Source organism: Streptomyces sp. SCL15-4 (assembly GCF_033366695.1).
Taxonomy (GTDB): domain Bacteria; phylum Actinomycetota; class Actinomycetes; order Streptomycetales; family Streptomycetaceae; genus Streptomyces.
The window spans coordinates 1,344,075-1,361,066 of sequence record NZ_JAOBTQ010000001.1 but is presented as its reverse complement, the minus strand read 5'-3'; the positions used below and the strand labels follow the sequence as shown (position 1 = coordinate 1,361,066).

Below are 16,992 nucleotides of genomic sequence, written 5' to 3'. Positions count from 1 at the left end.
GGGTGATCTTCATTTGGATCATCGGCTTCTCGAAGCTATGTTAAGGGGAAGTTATGACCGCAGGGTCGAGAATTAGCAGGACGGCGTCATCAAGGGAACAACGGAACGTCACCGAAACGTCACCGGTCCTGTTCCAGCAGCTCATCGAGCCAGGCCCGCAGGGCCAGGAAGACATCGGCGGTCTGGTCCGCCGCCGTCGGTGGCTTCTGCTCGCCGTCTACGATCCGGATGATGCGCGCGCGGAAGCCGTCCGGTCTGTCGCCTTCCACCCACACCCGGAGTATGAGGACGCCGGACCGCGCTGAAGGGGTCTCCATGGGAGACCGAGTGTTCCGCACGGCTGTCACCCCGGCGTCGTCGTTCCGTGTCCGGCGGCGTCACGGCACGCGGTGAGGACGCCGGGGTGACGCCGGTGCGACGGGCGGGTCGCGGACGGATCACGGGGGAGTCGGCATCGTTGCGGCACACGGTCGGGCACGGCCGGGCCAAGGGGGGTGCCGCATGGGTGACTTCGGTGTGATCGCCGATGTCTCGTCGGTCGTCGTGAGCACGCTGACGCGGGCCCTGCGCGGGCTCAGCCAGGTGGAACCGCCGATCGCGGAACTGAACGACCTGTCCGAGACGGTGCAGACACCGCCCCCGAAACTCACCGTGTTCCTCTACGAGATCGCCGAGGACCCCACCTCGCGCAACCGGCCGCCGGTGCGCTCCCAGCCGCCCGAACCGCCGACCAGCCGCAAACCGCCGATGGCCCTGCTGCTGCGGTACCTGATCACTCCCTGGGGTGGCGACCAGGCGACCCAGCACCGGATGCTCGGACGCGCTCTGCAGACCTTCTACGACGACGCGATCCTGGACGGCGCGCAGCTCTCCGGCGGCCTGGCCGGCAGCGTCGACTCGCTGCACCTCACGCTGACACCGCTGGCCCTCGACCAGAAGTCCTGGGTCTGGTACGCGATCCAGAAGCCGTACCGGCTCTCACTGAACTACGAGGTCCGCGTCGTCAACCTGGACTCCGCCGTGGAGACGGCGGTGCGGCCGGTGCGGAGCCGGACCGTGGAGGGGACGGCGATGCCATGAGCGCCTTCCTGCCCCTCGCCCGGTCGACGCTCTACAGCCCCGTCTGGCTGGTGCCGTACGACGACTACGCACGGCGGGTGCGGGCCGCGGGCGTGGACGTCCGCCTCGAACGGTTCGACGAGGCCGACGGCTGGCTGCCGCTGGACGACGCGGTCGTGCGCACACCCGGCGGAGCCCTCGTCTTCCCCGGGCTCGGCAGGCGGGCGGAACCGTGGGCGGCCCGGCCGGAGCGCCACCGGGCCCGCTTCGCGGCCGCCGGCTACCAGCCGCTGTACCCGGCCGACGGCCAGCCGTTCTCGGCCGGCCTCTCGGGCGTCGAGTTCCCGGTCCACCCGTACGACGACACCCATCCGCCCGCCGCCGAGGTCTCGCCGCGGCTGGTCCGGCTGCTGCCGGCGGTCTCCTTCCCGTACCCGCCGGGTACGCGCACCGTCCACGGCGTCGTGGTCGACGCCGCCGGCCGGACGCCGGTCGCGAACGCGCTCGTCGAGGCCCGGGGGCGGACCGGCCAGGACCTGACACCGTGGCACGAACGCACGCTCACCGACGCCCGGGGAGCCTTCCGGCTCGCCCTGCGCTGGGAGGGCGAGAGAGCCGCCGAGCACGCGGTCGAGGAGACGTTCCGCCTCGAGGCCACCGAGCGGCCGGGCCGGACCGGGTCGCTCATGGTGCACCTGCCCCGGGACACGGAGCGGCAGCACGTCATCGAGATCCGTGAGCAGTGAGGAGCCCATGCCATGGCCGAGTATCTGAGCCCCGGGGTCTATATCGAGGAGATCGACGCGGGGCCGCGGCCGATCGCGGGGGTGAGCACCAGCACCGCCGGGATGGTCGGGGTCACCGCTCGCGGGCCGTACACCGGCAAACCCAAACTGGTGACGAACTTCCTGGAGTTCCAGAACACCTTCGGCGGCTTCCTGCCCGAGCCGGAGGCGGCCGTGCGGGACGCGTGGGCGGACAACCCCTCCGAAGGCGGCCGCTGGTGGCTGTTCCCGCTGGCCGTCAAGGGATTCTTCGACAACGGCGGCCGGCGTCTGTACGTCAAACGGGTCGCCGCCGCACAGGCGACGCCCGCCTCGGGCGTTCTCGGCCAGGGCCTGGTGAGCCCGATCGCCACCGATGCCGCGCGCGGCGCGACCAGCCTGCAACTGGGCCACCTGGTCGGCTTCACCGGCGTCGGACAGCAGATCCAGATCTTCCGCGGCGACGACCAGCAGGCCGTCCACACCACCACGGTCTCCGGCTACGACATGGCCAAGCGCCGCATCACGCTGGGCGCCGCCCTGCCCGCCGAGGTCAGGACGGCCCGGGGCGACTACGTCCAGGTCGGGGAGCGCGGCACCGAGCAGACACTGCGGCTGTCGGCGAACAGCCCCGGCGCCTGGGGCACAGGCGTCCAGGTGCGGGTGCAGCCGCTGGTCGGCGCCGCGCTGCCGGTGCTGCCCGACCCGCAGGAAGGCCCGCTGTTCGTCACCCGGCTCGTCGCGGACGCGGCCGCCGACAGCGGGACGGTCGAGGTGGCCGCGGGGCCCGGGCTCGACCCGGACGACCTGCCCGCCGACGTCTGGGCCCAGATCGGCCCCGACCGGTACAAGGCCGAGGTGGGCCGGCCCGCGGACGGCAAGCTCACCCTGACCCTCCCGGCGGGCACCAGCCACCCGGCGTGGGAGGCCGGGCTCACCGTGCGCCGGGTGCGACGGGGCAACCTCGCGGCGGGCCGGACGCTCAGGATCGGCGGCGCGAGCAGGCTGTACGAGGGAGCGGTCGTCCAACTCGACGACGGCACCGCGCTGACCGCCGTGACCGTCCGGACGGCCGCCGGCGACGCCGTCACCTTCGACCGCGACGTACCGGGGACGTTCTTCGAGACCGACCGGATCCATCTGATCGAGGCCGAGGTCAGCACCCGGTTCACCGACCCCGGCGGCGCCACCGTCACCGAGACCTTCCCGGGCCTTCGGCTCACCGGCGACACGCCGTCCAACCTGGTGACCGCCTTGGCCGCCCGGTCGCGGCTGGTCCGGGCCACCGCGCTGCCGGGCATGTCCACCGACCCGGCCAGGTTCCCGGTGCCCGCGATCGGTTCCTGGCTGACACTGGCGGACGGTGACGACGCGTACGAGTCCCTGAGCGTGGGCGACTTCGTCGGCACCGACGGCGGCAGCGGGCGGCGCACGGGGATCGTCGCACTGGAGGACATCGACGAGGTCGCGGTCTGCGCGGTGCCCGGCATGTGGTCCGGCACGGTCGAATCGAGCCTGGTCACCCACTGCGAACTGCTCAAGGACCGGTTCGCGATCCTCGACCCGCGCGACGGCCTCGACATCGAGGGGATCAAGGCGTTCCGCGAGCCGTTCGACACCAAATACGCGGCGCTGTACTACCCGTGGCTGGTCACCCGCGACCCGTCGGCCGGCCGCGATGTCGAGGTTCCGCCGTCGGGCCACATGGCCGGCGTCTACGCCCGGGTGGACGTGGAGCGCGGCGTGCACAAGGCACCCGCCAACGTGGTCGTCCGGGGCATCCGGCAGGCCGACGGATTCGCCCAGGACATCACCCGGCGCCACCAGGACCTGCTGAACCCCCAGGGGATCAACGCGCTGCGCTTCTTCCCGGGCCTCGGCCACCGGGTGTGGGGCGCGCGCACGCTCTCCTCGGACGCCTCCTGGAAGTACGTCAACGTCCGGCGGTTGTTCCTCTTCCTGGAGGAGTCGATCGACGAGGGCACCCAGTGGGTGGTCTTCGAGCCCAACGACGAGTCGCTGTGGGCCCTGGTCCGACAGACCATCACCAACTTCCTCACCACGGTGTGGCGCAGCGGCGCGCTCGCCGGGACCACCGCGGACGAGGCGTTCTTCGTCGCCTGCGACCGCACCACGATGACCGAGGACGACCTCGCCAACGGCCGCCTCATCTGCGTCGTCGGCGTCGCGCCGGTCTTCCCCGCCGAGTTCGTGATCTTCCGGATCCAGCAGAAGACCCGCGAGACCCAGCTCGCCTGAGCATCCGACCGAGGACCACCGAGGACCGAGGAGGGGCCGCCATGCCGCCCGTGACCAGGGACGATCCGTACGCGTCCTACAACTTCCAGATCATCGTGACCAACGTCAGCGACGACGGCGTCGCGGTGAGCGGGTCCTTCACCGAGGCCAGCGGCCTGGAGCTGGAGATCCCGCCGATCGAGTACCGCAACGGCAGCGAGGACATCACCGTCCGCAAGATCCCGGGGCTGAAGAAGTACACCAACCTCACCTTCAAGCGCGGCATCACCGGCCATGCCGGCTTCTGGAACTGGGTGGTCGAGGCGCTCAACGGCAAGGTGCGGCGCACCTCCGGTTCGATCGTGCTCCTCGACGAGAACCGCCAGGAGGCCATGCGCTGGAACTTCGACCGCGGCTGGCCGACCAAGTACACCGGCCCGACCCTGAGCGCCACCAAGAACGAGATCGCCATGGAGACGCTCGTCCTCGCGGTCGAGAAGCTGGAGATCGACGTCTGACATGACCAGTGAAGCGCTTCCCGGCGTGTCCCTGACGCTCGCGCCGCGCGGGTCCGAGGCGGAGCCGCTGCGCACCGACGTGGCGGCGTTCCTCGGCCGGCTCCGCCGGGGACCGGTCGGTGTCCCGGTGCGGGTCGAGAGCTGGAACGACGTCGTGGGCGCCTTCGGTGCCCCCGTGAGCGTGCCGCGCGGCGCGGAACCGCCGGACGGCGCCTTCGCCACGCCGTACGCGCTGCGCGGCTTCTTCGAGAACGGCGGCCGTACGGCCTGGGTGCTCCGTGTGTCCGGGCCGGCCACCACGGCGTGGACCCGGTGGACGGTCGGTCCGCTGAGCGACTTCCCGACGACGCGCTACCGCGTGCTCGCCACCAGCCCGGGCACCTGGGCCAACGGCGCGCGGGTCGCCATCCGCCACCAGAGCAGCACGGTCGCCGGACCGCCGACGGTGAGCGTACGGGTCACCGTGCCCGGCGAGCCGCCCGAGGCGTTCCCCGGTCTGCCGCTCGCCGAGGCGGCGGACCGGCTGGCCGCCTCCCGCTTCGTGCGGCTGCTCCCGGACGGGCCTCCGCCGCCGCCCGGACGGCCCGGCCCGATCTCGACGTCCTGGGACCTGACACTCACCGGCGGCACCGAGTCCGCGCCGGCCCGCGACGCGTACGAGGACGCCGTGGCCGCGCAGGCCGAACTCCCGGAACCGGCGCTGGTGGCGCTGCCGGACCTCGGCACGGACCTGTCCGGGAGCGCGCACACCGACGTGGTGCTCGAACTGCTGCGCAGCGTCGCCCCGTTGCACGACCGGCTGGCCGTCCTGGACGTCCCGCCCCGGCTGTCCTCCGTGGACGAGGTGGCCGGCTGGGTGGACTCGCTCACGGCCACGGGCGACGAGGGGCTCCTGGACTGCGCCGCCGTCTACCACCCGGCGCTGCGCGTCCCCGACCGGCACGGGCTGCGCACCGTCCCCGCCTCCGGGCACGTCCTCGGTGTCATCGCCCGCCTGGACGGCGAGCGCGGAGCGCACCACACACCCGCCAACGCCGTGATCCTGGAGGCGGTCGACCTGGCGGACGGGTTCCCCGAGCCGCAGCAGGCGCGGCTGTTCGACGCGGGCATCGACCTGGTGCGGTGCACCCGCGGGCGGGGCCTGACGGTGTGGGGCGGGCGCACCCTGTCCGCCGATCCGCGCACCCGCCACATCGCCCACCGCCGCCTCGTACACCTCCTGGTGCGCGCCATCCGCAGGGTGGCGAGCCCGCTGGTGTTCGACGTCAACTCGCCCGAGCTGCGCCTGACGCTGGTGCGGGCCGTCACCTCGGTGCTGCTGTCCGCCTTCCGGGCCGGGGCGCTCGCCGGGGCGCGGCCCGAGCAGGCGTTCCGGGTGGTGTGCGACGACACCATCAACCCGCCCGAGCAGGACCCGGGAGAACTCGTCTGCGAGATCGAGGTCGCCCCGGCCGTCCCCATGGAGTTCATCCGGCTGCGCCTGGTGCTCGGCCAGGACCGAGGTCTGGAGGTGATCGAGGCATGAACGAGGACCCGCTGCCGAAGTACCGGTTCCTGGTCACCCTCGACCCCGGCGACGCCTATCTGCCCCCCGCGCAGGCGCTGCTGCTGCCGCTGGCCGCCTCCGGTGCCTTCCAGGAGGTCACCGGTCTCGGCGCGCAGCTGGAGGTGACGAGCTATCCGGAGGGCGGCCGCAACGACTCGGTGCACCAGCTGCCGCTGCGCCACTCGTGGAACCGGATCACCCTCAAGCGGGGTGTGGTGCGCGATCCGGGTCTGTGGGCCTGGTACCAGGCCGGGCTCGCCGACTCGCTGGGCGCCCGCCGGGACGGCGCGGTGATCGTCCTCGGCCCGGACGGCGTGCCCGGCGCGGCATGGGCGTTCCACGGCGGTCTCGCCGCCAAGTGGACGGGACCGGATCTGCACGCGGAGCAGAACGCGATCGCCGTGGAGTCGCTGGAGATCGCCCACGAGGGACTGGACAAGGTCATGCAGGACGCCGCGGCGAGCGGCTTGCCGCGACCGAACCGAGGGAGGTGACCGCCGTGCCGAAGGTGACCATTCACCAGCTCGAAGTGCGGTTCCAGGTGGACGGTGACGACGGTGCCGTGTTCACCCGCCTGTTCAACAAGCACATCCAGGCCTGGTCGAAGCTGTACGAGGACGCCTGCGCCCGCGCCGCGCACACCGAGGCCGAACGCCGCTTCGGCGACGCGGAGGGCCCGTCATGAGCGTGACGCCCGTGTCCTTCGCCCGCCAGGGAGCGGCCCAGGCCCGCCTGGAGATCGTCCGGCCGGTGATCGCCGACGAGCGGCAGCGGCGGATCCCGCTGCGGTTCAACCCCACCGACTACAAGCTGAGCAAGAGCAACACCTTCGCCGAGATCACCATCCCGGGACTGGAGACCCCGCCGTTGCAGTACGTGCGCGGCGGCACGGAGACCCTCACCGTCCAGGCGCTCGTCGACACCTCCGACACCCTGGAGAACGTACGCAAGCTCTACGTCGACGCGCTGCGCAACCTGCTGCGGCCGGACAGCCGCGAACACGCGCCGCCCGTCGTGCGGTTCGTGTGGGACGAGGAGGTCTTCACCGGCGTCGTGGAGAAGCTGGACGTCAACTACCAGCTGTTCCGTCCGGACGGCGTGCCGCTGCGGGCCGTGCTGGACCTCTCGCTCAAGGAGTTCCGCACCGCCGCCGTGCAGGTCGCCGCCACGCCGCGCTCCTCGCCCACGGTGGAGAAGAGCTACGTGGTGCGCCGCGGCGACACGCTCAGCTCCATCGCCGGCGCGCTGTACCGGCGGCCCGACGCCTGGCGGGAACTGGCGCGCGCCAACGGCATCACCGACCCACGGGACCTGCGGCCGGGCCGCGTGCTGACCGTGCCCCGGCTGCCGTGAGGAGCGCGCGATGAGCACTCCCACCCCCGAGGCCGCCCCGCCCGACCGGTACGCGCCCGAGTTCGAGGTGCGCATCGAGGGCCTGGAGATGGACCCGTCCACCAAGAACGACATCATCGACATCAAGGTGAACCGGGACATCGACGAGATGTCCGGCTTCGACCTGACCCTCAACAACTGGGACGATGCCAACCTGCGGTTCAAGCACAGCGACTCGCCGTCCTTCAGGCTCGGCGGCCGGGTCTCGGTGCGGCTCGGCTACGCCGACAAGCTGCTCACCGTCGCCACCGGCACCATCTCCACGCTCAGCCCGAAGTTCACCGACAGCGCCTCGCCCACCGTCCAGGTCAGCGGAGTGGACGGGCTGCTGCGGCTGAAGGACCGCAAGCCCACCGAGAACGAGACCAAGATCTACCGCAATCAGCCCGACTGGCGGATCGCCGAGCAGATCGCCCAGCGCAACCACCTGCGGGCCGAGGTCACGCGGGAGGGGCCCACGCACGACCTGGTGGTGCAGAAGAACCAGGACGACGCCACGTTCCTGCTGGAGCGGGCCAAGCGGCTGGACTTCGACTGCTACATCCTGCCGGACCCGAGGACCGGCGAGGACACGCTGCACTTCATCCGGCCGACCGACGGCCGCGACGGACGCCCCATCCGGGTGTACCGGCTGGCCTACGCGCCGGGACTGTCCACCGGCCCCGCCGCCCAGCCCGCGGGCCTGATCCCCAACCTGCTGGAGTTCACCCCGACCCTGACCGTGTCCCAGCAGGTCAGCAAGGTCACCGTGCGCGGCTGGGACCCCCGCACCAAACAGCCCATCGCGTTCACCGCGACCGCGGAGAACCTGCCGGCCGGGCAGAACACCGCCGACGGGCAGAGCGGGCCGCAGGTCGCCGAGTCCACCCTGCAAGGCCGCCAGGAGGTGCTGGTCGACGCACCGGTCGGCAGCGACCAGGAGGCCCGCGAACTGGCGATCAGCCTGCTGCGGGAGCGGGCGTACGAGTTCATCACCGCCACCGGCAAGGTGGCCGGCCTGCCCGAGCTGCGGCCCGGCGACAACCTGGAGATCCACGGCCTCGGACGCCGCTTCTCCGGCATGTACTTCGTCAAACGCGTTGAGCACACCCTCAACACCGGTGGGTTCTTCACCCAGTTCACCGGACGGCGGATCCACCAGGGGGACCAGTGAGCATCAGGACCACACCGCGGGCCCGCAGCACCGACAGGCGGTACTACGGCGTCGCCTCGGCGATCGTCGTGGAGAACGACGGCGACGACGAGGGCCGGGTCAAGGTGAAGTTCCCCTGGTTCGACGACGTCACGGTCACCGACTGGATCCGCGTCAGCCAGCCGTACGCGGGCAACGGCTACGGCTCGGTGTTCGTGCCCGAGAAGGGCGACGAGGTCCTGGTGGCCTTCGTCCACGGGGACATGCGGTACCCGATCGTGCTCGGCGGCCTCTACAACGGCGAGGACAAGCCGCCGACCGCCCGTACCGGGGGCCGCGACCGGAAGACGATCCGGACCAGCCACGGGCACGAGGTGCTCTTCGACGACGCGGCGGACCGGGCCGCCGTGCGGATCACCTCGGCCGCCGGGCACGTGGTGGAGCTGGACGACCAGGGCAAGGCGATCCGGATCACCGCCGCCGAGGGCGGCAGCGTGACCGTGACCGCGCAGGGAGAGGTCACGCTCAAGGCGCCCAAGGTGACCCTCGACTCGCCCTCCGTCGACCTCGGCGGCGGCGCCACCGAGCCCCTGGTGCTGGGCAACGCGCTGCTCCAGGCGTTCAACACCCACACCCACCCGTCCCCCGCCGGGCCCACCGGCCCGCCGGTCCCGCCGCTCACCCCCGCCGTACTGGCCAAGAAGGCGAGGACGGCATGAGCGAGGAGTTCCTCGGTACCGGCTGGCGCTTCCCGATCCTGCCCGACGCCTCCGGGCGCCTGGCCTATGCCGTCGGCGAGGAGAGCATCGAGCACTGCCTGCGGGCGCTGCTGCTCACCGGCACCGGCGAGCGGGTCATGCGGCCCGCGCTCGGCACCCGCGCCCATGAGCTGGTGTTCGCGCCCGGCAGCGTGCAGAACCTGCGCGACCTGGAGAACTCGATCGCCGCCGCCGTCCGCGACCACGAGCCGAGAGTGGAACTCGACGAGGTCCGCGCCGAGGCCGACCCGGCCGACGAGGGGCGCATCACCGTCTCGGTGGTCTACCGCGTCCGGCGCAGCAACACCAAGGCGAACCTCGTGTTCCCGTTCTACGCCGGACTCACCGGCTCCGCCGTTTCCCCGGGAGGGACGCCATGACCCTGCCCGCGCCCAAGCTGGACGACCTCACCTGGGCCGACATGCTGGCGGCCGTCCGCCGCCGCATCCCCGCCGAGTCGGACGGCCTCTGGACCCTCCACGCGCCCGTCGACCCCGGTGTCACCCTCCTCGAACTCTTCGCCTACCTCCTCGAACAGCGGCTGTACTGGCTCGACCAGGTGCCCGACGCGCTCGTGGTCGCCCTACTGCGCCTGCTCGGCCTGGACCCGCCGCATCCCGCCCGGCCCGCCGCCACCGTGCTGGGCGTCACGGCCCGTCGGACCGGCACCGCCGTCCCGGTCGTCCCCGCCGGAACGGCGCTCACCCGCGACCCGGCGGGCCGCATCGTCTTCACCCTCGACGACGACGTGGCCGTCTTCCCGCTCGCCGAGGACGGCGAGGTCACCGTATGGACCGGCCGCGACCGCACGGCGGACCTGCGCGCCCGCCGGGGCGTGCCGCTGCTGGCGGCCGACGGGGCCGCGGCCGAAGCCCGGTTCACCCTGCCGCTCACCGGGGCGCATCCCGCGCCCGGCCCGCTCAGCCTGCTGTTCGAGCTGGACGCGCCCGCCGCGTCCGGGCCGGCCTGGCTGCCCGGGTCGGTCGCCGGCGTACCGCCGCCCGCCGAGCTGACCTGGTCCTGGTTCCGGCCCGGGACCGAGACCCGGGGTCCGTTCGAGAAGGCCGAGGACGGCACGGCCGGGCTCAGACGGTCCGGGATCGTGCGCCTGTACCCGCCCGCCGGCTGGACCACCCGGGACAGCGGAATCCTGGTGTCCACCCCGGCCGCGACGCACGCCGCCCCGCCGCGCCTGCTCCGGCTCGCCGTCAACGTGTGCGCCGCACACCACCGCCGGCGGCGCACCGCGAGCGGCGGCGAACTCCAGGAGCAGGTCGACGCCTGGCTCAAGCTGCCCGGCCGCCACCTCGACCTGCCCGAGGCCGCCGAACGCCTGCTGGAGGCGAGCCTGCGGCTCGGAGGACAGCAGTGGCGGGCCGTGCCCGACCTCACCTTCTGCGGGCCCGCCGACCGGGTCTTCGTCCTCGACCGGACCGAGGGCGCGCTGGTGTTCGGCGACGGACTCACCGGCCGCATCCCGCACCCGCGCCAGGAGGCGAGCGCCGAGTACACGATCGGCGGCGGCCGGGACGGAAACGGCGGCATGACCGCGAACTGGGTACCGGCCGGGGACTCCACGGCGGCGATCACGGCCGCCAACCTGGTGCGCGCCGAAGGCGGCGCCGACCCGGAGACGGTCGCCGAGGCACGGCAGCGCGCCGCCGCCTCCCTCGGCGAGGTGACCCGCGCGGTCACCGCGGCCGATTACACCACCCTCGCCCTGGCCACCCCGGGCGTCGCCGTCGCCCGCGCCCACGCCTCGCTGGGCGAGCACCCCGGCTTCCCCTGCACCCCGGTGCCCGGCGCCGTGACCGTGCATCTCGTACCGGCGGTGCCGCGCGCGGACCCGGCCCGCGAGGACTTCGTGGCCGCGCCGCGCCCCGACCCGGGCATGCTGTGCGCGGTCGCCGCCCACCTGGAGCAGGCGCGGCTGCTCACCTCCGAGATCTTCGTCCGCGCGCCCCGCTACCGCGAGGTGGTGCTGCGGGCCGACCTGTCGGGCGATCCCGCCGACCGGGACCGGGTGTCGGCCCGGCTCACCGAGGCGCTGCGCCGCTTCCTCGACCCGCTGACCGGAGGCGACGACCAGGACGGCTGGCCGTTCGGCCGGCCGCTGCGCCCCTCGGCCCTGCTGCGGGCCGCGCACCGCGCGCTCGGCGACCTCGCGGCCGTCTCCGCCGTGGCGATCGGCCTGGACGGGGCCGACCCGGACGAGGACTGCCGGGAAGTGCCGCTCGGGCCCGGCGAACTACCCGTCCTGCGGGCGGTCCGCACGCGGATCGTGACCGCCGTCGAACCGGGGGAGGGGCTGGCATGACCGGCGACGTGTGGTGGGAGAAGGCCGCGCGCGACCAGGAGGGACGGCTCGTAGCCGGCCCGGGCCCGACCGGCGTCCAGCCCGAGCTGACCGACGCCACCCGCGAGGCGGTCCGGGCCGCGGTGCGCGGCCGGATCGCGGGCTACACCCCGGACTGGACCGACCCCGACCGCCAGGACGCCGGAGTCGCGCTCGTCCGCCTCTTCGGCACCCAGACCGAACCCGTCCTCACGCGCGTCAACCGGCTGCCGGAGAAACTGCTGGCCGAACACCTGGCGCAGGCCGGCGTGCGACGCCGCCCGGCCGGGGCGGCGGCCGTCCTCCTGGAGTTCACCGTGAACCCGCCGGACGGCACCTCCGTCCTGGTACCCGCCGGATTCCAGAGCGCGGCGTCCGGCCCCGCCGGGCAGGTGGTGTACGAGACCGAACAGGACCTCTACGCCACTCCGGCCACCCTCGCCGCCCTCGCCGTACAGGAAGGCGGAACGCTGGAGACCCTGCCGCTCGGACCGGCCGGGCCCAGCCGTCCCTTCGCGCCGTTCGGCCGGGACCCGGAACCCGGCAACGGCCTGTGGATCGGACTCGCCGGGACGGCCGCCCCCTACCCGCACCTCTCGCTGGGCTTCGTGGTGGTCGCCGCCCCGCCCGCGCCCGCCGGCTCCGGCGGCCCGGTGCCCCTGCCGCTGCCGCCCGCGCCCCTGCTGCGCTGGGACGTGCTGGACGGCACCCGGCTGGTCCCCGCCGAGCTGGTGCGCGACTCGACGGCCGGGTTCCGGGCGAGCGGGACCGTCGAGCTGCGGGTGCCGCGCTCCTGGGCGCCGGGCAGCCCGCCCGGCGCCCGGCCGAGGCCCCCGCTGCGCTGGCTGCGGCTGCGGATCGCGCACGGCGCCTTCGGCGGGCCCGCGCCGGTGCTGTCGGGGCTGCGGCTGAACATGGTCGCCGCCACGGCCGCCCGCACCATCAGGGACGAGCCGCTGCGGCCGATCGAGGACAGCGGGGAGAGCGGCCGGCGCCGCATGAGCCTCAGTCAGCGGCCCGTCCTCGCCGGCACCGTGGTCGTCGAGGTCGACGACGATCCCGGCGCCGACGTGTTCGGCACCACGACCGGTCCCGCCTCCCGCTGGCGGGAGGTGGAGAGCCTGGCCGGGTACGGCGCCGACGACCGGGTCTTCACCGTCGACCACGACAGCGGCGAGGTGACCTTCGGCGACGGCGTCCACGGAGCGGCCGTACCGCCCGGATTCCGCAACGTCCGCGCCGTTCGCTACCGCGTGGGCGGCGGCAGCGCCGGAGCCGTGCGCGCGGGCGCCGTCAGCACGGTGGTGACCGCTCTGCCGTACGTCATCGGCGTCGCCAACCCCTTCCCGGCCTCCGGAGGCACGGATGCCGAGCCCGACGCCGACGCGATGCGCCGGGGGGTGGGCGAACTGCGGGCCCGGGGCCGGGCCGTGGCCCCGGCCGACTACGGCCTGCTGGCCACCCGCGCACCCGGCGCCTTCGTGGCCCGCGCCCACGGCGTGCCCGGCCTGCACCCCGACTACGCCGGAACGCGGATCCCCGGCGTCGTGGGAGTCCTCGTCGTGCCGCCGGGCGAGGACGGCACCCAGCCGCCCATTCCCACCGCCGCCACGCTGCGGGCCGTCGCCGACCACCTGACCCGCGAGGCCGCCCCGGCCGGGGTCACCGTGGTCGCCGCGCCCGTGCGGTACCGCACGGTCGCCGTCGAGGCATGGGTCGCCCTCGACCCGGACCTCGACCGCGCCGCGGTCCTGACCAGGGCGGGCGACGCGGTGCGCGGCTATCTGGACCCGCTGCGCGGCGGGGAGGACGGCGCGGGCTGGCCGTTCGGCGGCGCGCTGCGGCACACCGCGCTGGTCCGGCGCCTCCTCGCGGCCGACGGCGTGCTGGCCGTCGCCCGGCTCTCGCTCACCGTCGACGGAGTGCGGCTGCCGCCCTGCACCGACCATGCGATCGGGCCGCACGACCTGGTCTGGCCGGAGCGCCCGCTGCTGATCCCGGTAGGAGACCAGCCATGACGTGCACACCACACCCCGCGACCTTCCGCCTCCTGGACGGCTACGTCGGCTGGGACCGGAGCCCGGACGGAAGCGAACCGGGCACGGCCGGCATCGTCGGGTTCGACGAACCCGCCGGCATCCGGCTCGCCTACCGTGGCGGCGCGCCGGAAGGACCCACCAGGAAGCAGCTCCTGCCGTGGTTCCCCGACCCGCGCCTGGCACCGGCCTGCGGGCCGTGCGGCTGGTACCTGCTGGTCCCCGCGGAGCGGCGGCTGCTCCGGCGCGGCGCGTGCGGCGACGCCTTCGGCCCCGTATGGCCGTCCGCCTGCGACCCCGGCCTGCTGCGCCGGCCGGTCTGCGTCGCCGCGCGCGGACACCGCCTCGCCGTGGTGGAGTCCGACCGGGTGCTCGTATGGCGCCGCGAGGGCGATCAGCTCGCCGGCGTGATCCGGGTGCGGCGGCCCGTCCGGGCCGCCCTGGGGCCCGGCGACGAGGTACTGGTCGCCACGCGGGGCAGTACGGACCTGCGCCGGTTCGACTCGGCGGGCGGCCGGAAAGGGGTGCTGCGCACCGGGGTGCGGGGCGAGGTCGTCGGGCTGCGCGTCGGGGACGACCGGACGGTCTGGCTGCTCGCCGACGACGGCACCCGGCTGCGCGTCCACCGGGGCGGGCACGGCCGGCCCTTTCGCACCGCCACCCTGGACGAACTGGCCGGAGCGCTGACGCCGTCCGCGCTCACCTCGGCGGACGAGGACGGGTTCCGCCTGGACGAGAAGGGCCCCGACGGGCCCGAGATCCACTGCCACACCTGGCAGGGCCTGCCCCGGGACCCCGTGCCACCGCGCACCGACACCTACCTGACCGGCGGCTCGTACCTCACCACCCTGATCGACAGCGGTGAGTCGCGCTGCCGCTGGCACCGGGTGCGCGTCGACGCCGAGGTGCCCGCCGGCACCTCGGTCGGCGTCGGGATCGTGGTGACCGAGGACGGCCGCTACGAGCAGAGCGACTGGCAGACACCGGCCCCCGGGATCACCGACTTCCTCGTCGACCAGCCGCCCGGCCGCTTCCTGCGGCTGCGGCTGCGCCTCACGGGCGACGGCGGCGCTACGCCGGTCGTGCGCCGCATCCGGCTGGACTTCCCCCGGGTCACCAGCGCCGACCTGCTGCCGCCCGCCTTCCGCCAGGACCCCGCGGCCGACGACTTCACCGAGCGCTTCCTCTCGCTGTTCGACGCCACGCTCGCCGAGGTCGACCGGGTCGTCGAACGGTATCCGGCGCTCCTCGACCCGGCCGGCGTACCGGACCGGGTGCTGCCGTGGCTCGCCGGACTGCTCGGCCTGTCGTTCGAGGCGGGCTGGGACGCGCGGACCCGGCGCGCGCTGCTCGCCGCGGCGCCGGAGCTGTACCGGCGCCGCGGCACGCCCTGGGCGCTGCGGGAAGCGGTGCGCATCGTCTTCGGGGTCACCCCGGTCATCGACGAGCTGGCCGGGGACCGCCGCTGGGCACAACTGCGCGCGGCCGTCGGGTGCGCGCCGCCGGCGCACGCCCAAGGACTCGGCTCGGTACGGCTGTTCGGGCGCTCGGCGAGCCGCTTCCGGGTCGGCGGCTCGGCACTGGGCGCCGCGCCGCTGCGCGCGTTCGGGGCGCCCGACAGCGATCCGCTGACCGCGCACGCGCACCGGTTCCGGGTGCTGCTGCCCGCCGGGCCGGCGGACACCCGGGCGCTGCGACGGCTGGTGGAGCGCCAGGCGCCCGCGCACACGGTGGCATCGGTACGGACCGGCGGCACCGGCTTCGTGGTCGGCTCCCGGTCCACGGTCGGCGTGGACACCGCGTTCGTCCCGCTGCCGCCGCCCGTGCTCGGCGGCGACAGCCCGCTGAGGCTGAACCGCGACGGGGTGCTCGGACCGGGCCCCAGAGGACCGCGCCGAGGGGTGGGAGTGGGAGTCGTCTCCGCCGTCGGTGTGCATACGCGAGTGTCGTGAGAGGACGGACGATGACGGAGACAGGTACACCGGGGACGGCGGAGTTCGACGCGCCGCCGCTGCGCAGGCTGCGGTACTTCCACGGCCAGATGCTCGGCGCCCGGGACTTCCAGCGGGAACAGGAGTACTACCGCGAGAGGCTGAGGCTGCGCATGCGCTGCCTGCTCGGCTACGGCGTGGTGTGCGGCCTGTTCGTGGAACCGGTGCCGGGGCACGACGACTGCGCGGACGGCGACGACGGGCACACGGAGGCCGGCGGGACGGCCGTGACCGATGAGCACACCGATGAGCACACCGCGGCCGAGCACGGCCGGCACCGGGCCAAAGTGCGCCTCACCTCCGGTCTCGCCGTGGACTGCGACGGCAACGAGGTCGTGGTGCGGGGCGGTTGCGACATCGACCTGTGGAAGGCGCTGCCCCCCGGTGAGCGCGACACCGACACGGTCTGGATCGGCATCCGTTACGCCGAGCGGCCCGTCGAGCCCACCCGCGCCGTCTACAACGACGCGTGCGCGGACACCGCCGACTGCGAGTTCGGCTGGACGGAGGAGTGCCACAAGGTGGTCGTCACCGGCTGCGAGCCGCCGGTGGACGAGCGCTGCGACACCTGCTGCTCCCGCGGCGCGCACACCACGCTCTGGCTGGCCAGGATCGACCGCGCGGACGCGCACCGGCCGGTGCGCCGGGACCAGATCCACATGAACGTGCGCCGCCCGTTCGGCCGCCACCTGCCCACGGTCATCACCGGTGTCAACTGGATTCACGGTCACACCTACACCATCGACGAGGCCAAGGCCCTCCTCGGCACCCAGGACGAGGACGGCGGGCTCCTGGTGCGGTTCTCCGCGGGCGTGCGCACCGACTCGCTGCGACCGGGCGTGGTGGAGCTCCAGGTCGTCGAGGGCGGCAGCGGCCGCAACGCCTCCACCTGGTACATGGGCGGCACCTTCACCGAACCCGACGCCGCCTGCGGCGAGTTCACCGAGGAGTTCCGCTACCGCCAGACCACGCGCGAGACGCTCCAGGACGGCGACCGCGTGCTGATCACCGTCCGCGCGGCCTTCCTCCTGGACCGCTGCTGCCGGCCGGTCGACGGCACCCACGTCGGCGGACGCGTACCGGCCATCGGCACCGGTACGGACACGCCGGCGGCGGCGCGCGCGGGCTGCGGACTGCCGCCGTCCGGCATCGGTCCCTGGACGTCCGGAACCGGGGCGGGCGGGGACGTCTTCGAGAGCTGGTTCTTCGTTAAGGAGCGCTGA

16 protein-coding genes are annotated in these 16,992 nt (G+C 73.9%); 15 read left to right on the top strand and 1 reads right to left on the bottom strand.

Annotation, left to right across the window (positions count from 1 at the left end; all coding sequences use genetic code 11):
- Positions 1-119: 119 nt before the first annotated feature.
- On the bottom strand, positions 120-269 hold the full coding sequence (locus SCK26_RS05580) for a hypothetical protein (RefSeq protein WP_318200139.1): 150 nt from the start codon (positions 267-269) through the stop codon (positions 120-122).
- Between the two features lie 232 nt (positions 270-501).
- Here SCK26_RS05580 and SCK26_RS05575 point away from each other — a divergent pair, with 232 nt between their 5' ends.
- Genes SCK26_RS05575 through SCK26_RS05505 form a run of 15 tightly spaced genes read left to right on the top strand, consistent with a single transcriptional unit; the run spans position 502 to position 16,992 of the window.
- Positions 502-1,080, top strand: coding sequence for a DUF4255 domain-containing protein (locus tag SCK26_RS05575; protein ID WP_318200138.1), 579 nt, complete (start codon positions 502-504; stop codon positions 1,078-1,080).
- Positions 1,077-1,805 (top strand): carboxypeptidase-like regulatory domain-containing protein, encoded by a 729-nt coding sequence (locus tag SCK26_RS05570; RefSeq protein ID WP_318200137.1) that lies wholly within the window; start codon positions 1,077-1,079, stop codon positions 1,803-1,805. Before SCK26_RS05575 ends, SCK26_RS05570 begins: the two co-directional genes overlap by 4 nt.
- Before the next feature lie 12 nt (positions 1,806-1,817).
- Positions 1,818-4,082: a phage tail sheath C-terminal domain-containing protein gene (locus tag SCK26_RS05565; RefSeq protein ID WP_318200136.1), complete on the top strand. Its 2,265-nt coding sequence runs from the start codon at positions 1,818-1,820 to the stop codon at positions 4,080-4,082.
- Positions 4,083-4,123: 41 nt separating this feature from the next.
- Positions 4,124-4,579: a phage tail protein gene (locus SCK26_RS05560; protein WP_318200135.1), complete on the top strand. Its 456-nt coding sequence runs from the start codon at positions 4,124-4,126 to the stop codon at positions 4,577-4,579.
- A 1-nt stretch (position 4,580) separates the two neighbouring features.
- Positions 4,581-6,104 (top strand): phage tail sheath family protein, encoded by a 1,524-nt coding sequence (locus SCK26_RS05555; RefSeq protein WP_318200134.1) that lies wholly within the window; start codon positions 4,581-4,583, stop codon positions 6,102-6,104.
- The gene (locus SCK26_RS05550; protein WP_318200133.1) at positions 6,101-6,619 is read left to right on the top strand and encodes a phage tail protein; all 519 of its coding nucleotides are present in this window, start codon (positions 6,101-6,103) and stop codon (positions 6,617-6,619) included. The genes SCK26_RS05555 and SCK26_RS05550 overlap by 4 nt, the downstream gene beginning before the upstream one ends.
- 5 nt (positions 6,620-6,624) lie before the next feature.
- Positions 6,625-6,810, top strand: a complete 186-nt coding sequence (locus SCK26_RS05545) for a putative phage tail protein (protein ID WP_318200132.1) — start codon at positions 6,625-6,627, stop codon at positions 6,808-6,810.
- Entirely contained in the window at positions 6,807-7,478 is a 672-nt protein-coding gene (locus SCK26_RS05540; protein WP_318200131.1) for a CIS tube protein, read from the top strand. Before SCK26_RS05545 ends, SCK26_RS05540 begins: the two co-directional genes overlap by 4 nt.
- Positions 7,479-7,488: 10 nt before the next feature.
- Positions 7,489-8,670 (top strand): type IV secretion protein Rhs, encoded by a 1,182-nt coding sequence (locus SCK26_RS05535; RefSeq protein ID WP_318200130.1) that lies wholly within the window; start codon positions 7,489-7,491, stop codon positions 8,668-8,670.
- The gene (locus tag SCK26_RS05530) at positions 8,667-9,368 is read left to right on the top strand and encodes a phage baseplate assembly protein V (RefSeq protein ID WP_318200129.1); all 702 of its coding nucleotides are present in this window, start codon (positions 8,667-8,669) and stop codon (positions 9,366-9,368) included. Before SCK26_RS05535 ends, SCK26_RS05530 begins: the two co-directional genes overlap by 4 nt.
- Positions 9,365-9,787, top strand: coding sequence for a GPW/gp25 family protein (locus tag SCK26_RS05525; protein ID WP_318200128.1), 423 nt, complete (start codon positions 9,365-9,367; stop codon positions 9,785-9,787). Before SCK26_RS05530 ends, SCK26_RS05525 begins: the two co-directional genes overlap by 4 nt.
- The gene (locus SCK26_RS05520; protein WP_318200127.1) at positions 9,784-11,724 is read left to right on the top strand and encodes a putative baseplate assembly protein; all 1,941 of its coding nucleotides are present in this window, start codon (positions 9,784-9,786) and stop codon (positions 11,722-11,724) included. Before SCK26_RS05525 ends, SCK26_RS05520 begins: the two co-directional genes overlap by 4 nt.
- On the top strand, positions 11,721-13,760 hold the full coding sequence (locus tag SCK26_RS05515; RefSeq protein WP_318200126.1) for a putative baseplate assembly protein: 2,040 nt from the start codon (positions 11,721-11,723) through the stop codon (positions 13,758-13,760). Before SCK26_RS05520 ends, SCK26_RS05515 begins: the two co-directional genes overlap by 4 nt.
- Positions 13,757-15,730 (top strand): phage tail protein, encoded by a 1,974-nt coding sequence (locus SCK26_RS05510; protein ID WP_318200125.1) that lies wholly within the window; start codon positions 13,757-13,759, stop codon positions 15,728-15,730. Before SCK26_RS05515 ends, SCK26_RS05510 begins: the two co-directional genes overlap by 4 nt.
- 11 nt (positions 15,731-15,741) lie before the next feature.
- The gene (locus tag SCK26_RS05505) at positions 15,742-16,992 is read left to right on the top strand and encodes a hypothetical protein (RefSeq protein ID WP_318200124.1); all 1,251 of its coding nucleotides are present in this window, start codon (positions 15,742-15,744) and stop codon (positions 16,990-16,992) included.

Coding starts and splice junctions, on each gene's coding strand:
- SCK26_RS05575 (WP_318200138.1), top strand. CDS start 502: ATGGGTGACTTCGGTGTGATCGCCGATGTCTCGTCGGTCGTCGTGAGC.
- SCK26_RS05570 (WP_318200137.1), top strand. CDS start 1,077: ATGAGCGCCTTCCTGCCCCTCGCCCGGTCGACGCTCTACAGCCCCGTC.
- SCK26_RS05565 (WP_318200136.1), top strand. CDS start 1,818: ATGGCCGAGTATCTGAGCCCCGGGGTCTATATCGAGGAGATCGACGCG.
- SCK26_RS05560 (WP_318200135.1), top strand. CDS start 4,124: ATGCCGCCCGTGACCAGGGACGATCCGTACGCGTCCTACAACTTCCAG.
- SCK26_RS05555 (WP_318200134.1), top strand. CDS start 4,581: ATGACCAGTGAAGCGCTTCCCGGCGTGTCCCTGACGCTCGCGCCGCGC.
- SCK26_RS05550 (WP_318200133.1), top strand. CDS start 6,101: ATGAACGAGGACCCGCTGCCGAAGTACCGGTTCCTGGTCACCCTCGAC.
- SCK26_RS05540 (WP_318200131.1), top strand. CDS start 6,807: ATGAGCGTGACGCCCGTGTCCTTCGCCCGCCAGGGAGCGGCCCAGGCC.
- SCK26_RS05535 (WP_318200130.1), top strand. CDS start 7,489: ATGAGCACTCCCACCCCCGAGGCCGCCCCGCCCGACCGGTACGCGCCC.
- SCK26_RS05525 (WP_318200128.1), top strand. CDS start 9,365: ATGAGCGAGGAGTTCCTCGGTACCGGCTGGCGCTTCCCGATCCTGCCC.
- SCK26_RS05520 (WP_318200127.1), top strand. CDS start 9,784: ATGACCCTGCCCGCGCCCAAGCTGGACGACCTCACCTGGGCCGACATG.
- SCK26_RS05515 (WP_318200126.1), top strand. CDS start 11,721: ATGACCGGCGACGTGTGGTGGGAGAAGGCCGCGCGCGACCAGGAGGGA.
- SCK26_RS05510 (WP_318200125.1), top strand. CDS start 13,757: ATGACGTGCACACCACACCCCGCGACCTTCCGCCTCCTGGACGGCTAC.
- SCK26_RS05505 (WP_318200124.1), top strand. CDS start 15,742: ATGACGGAGACAGGTACACCGGGGACGGCGGAGTTCGACGCGCCGCCG.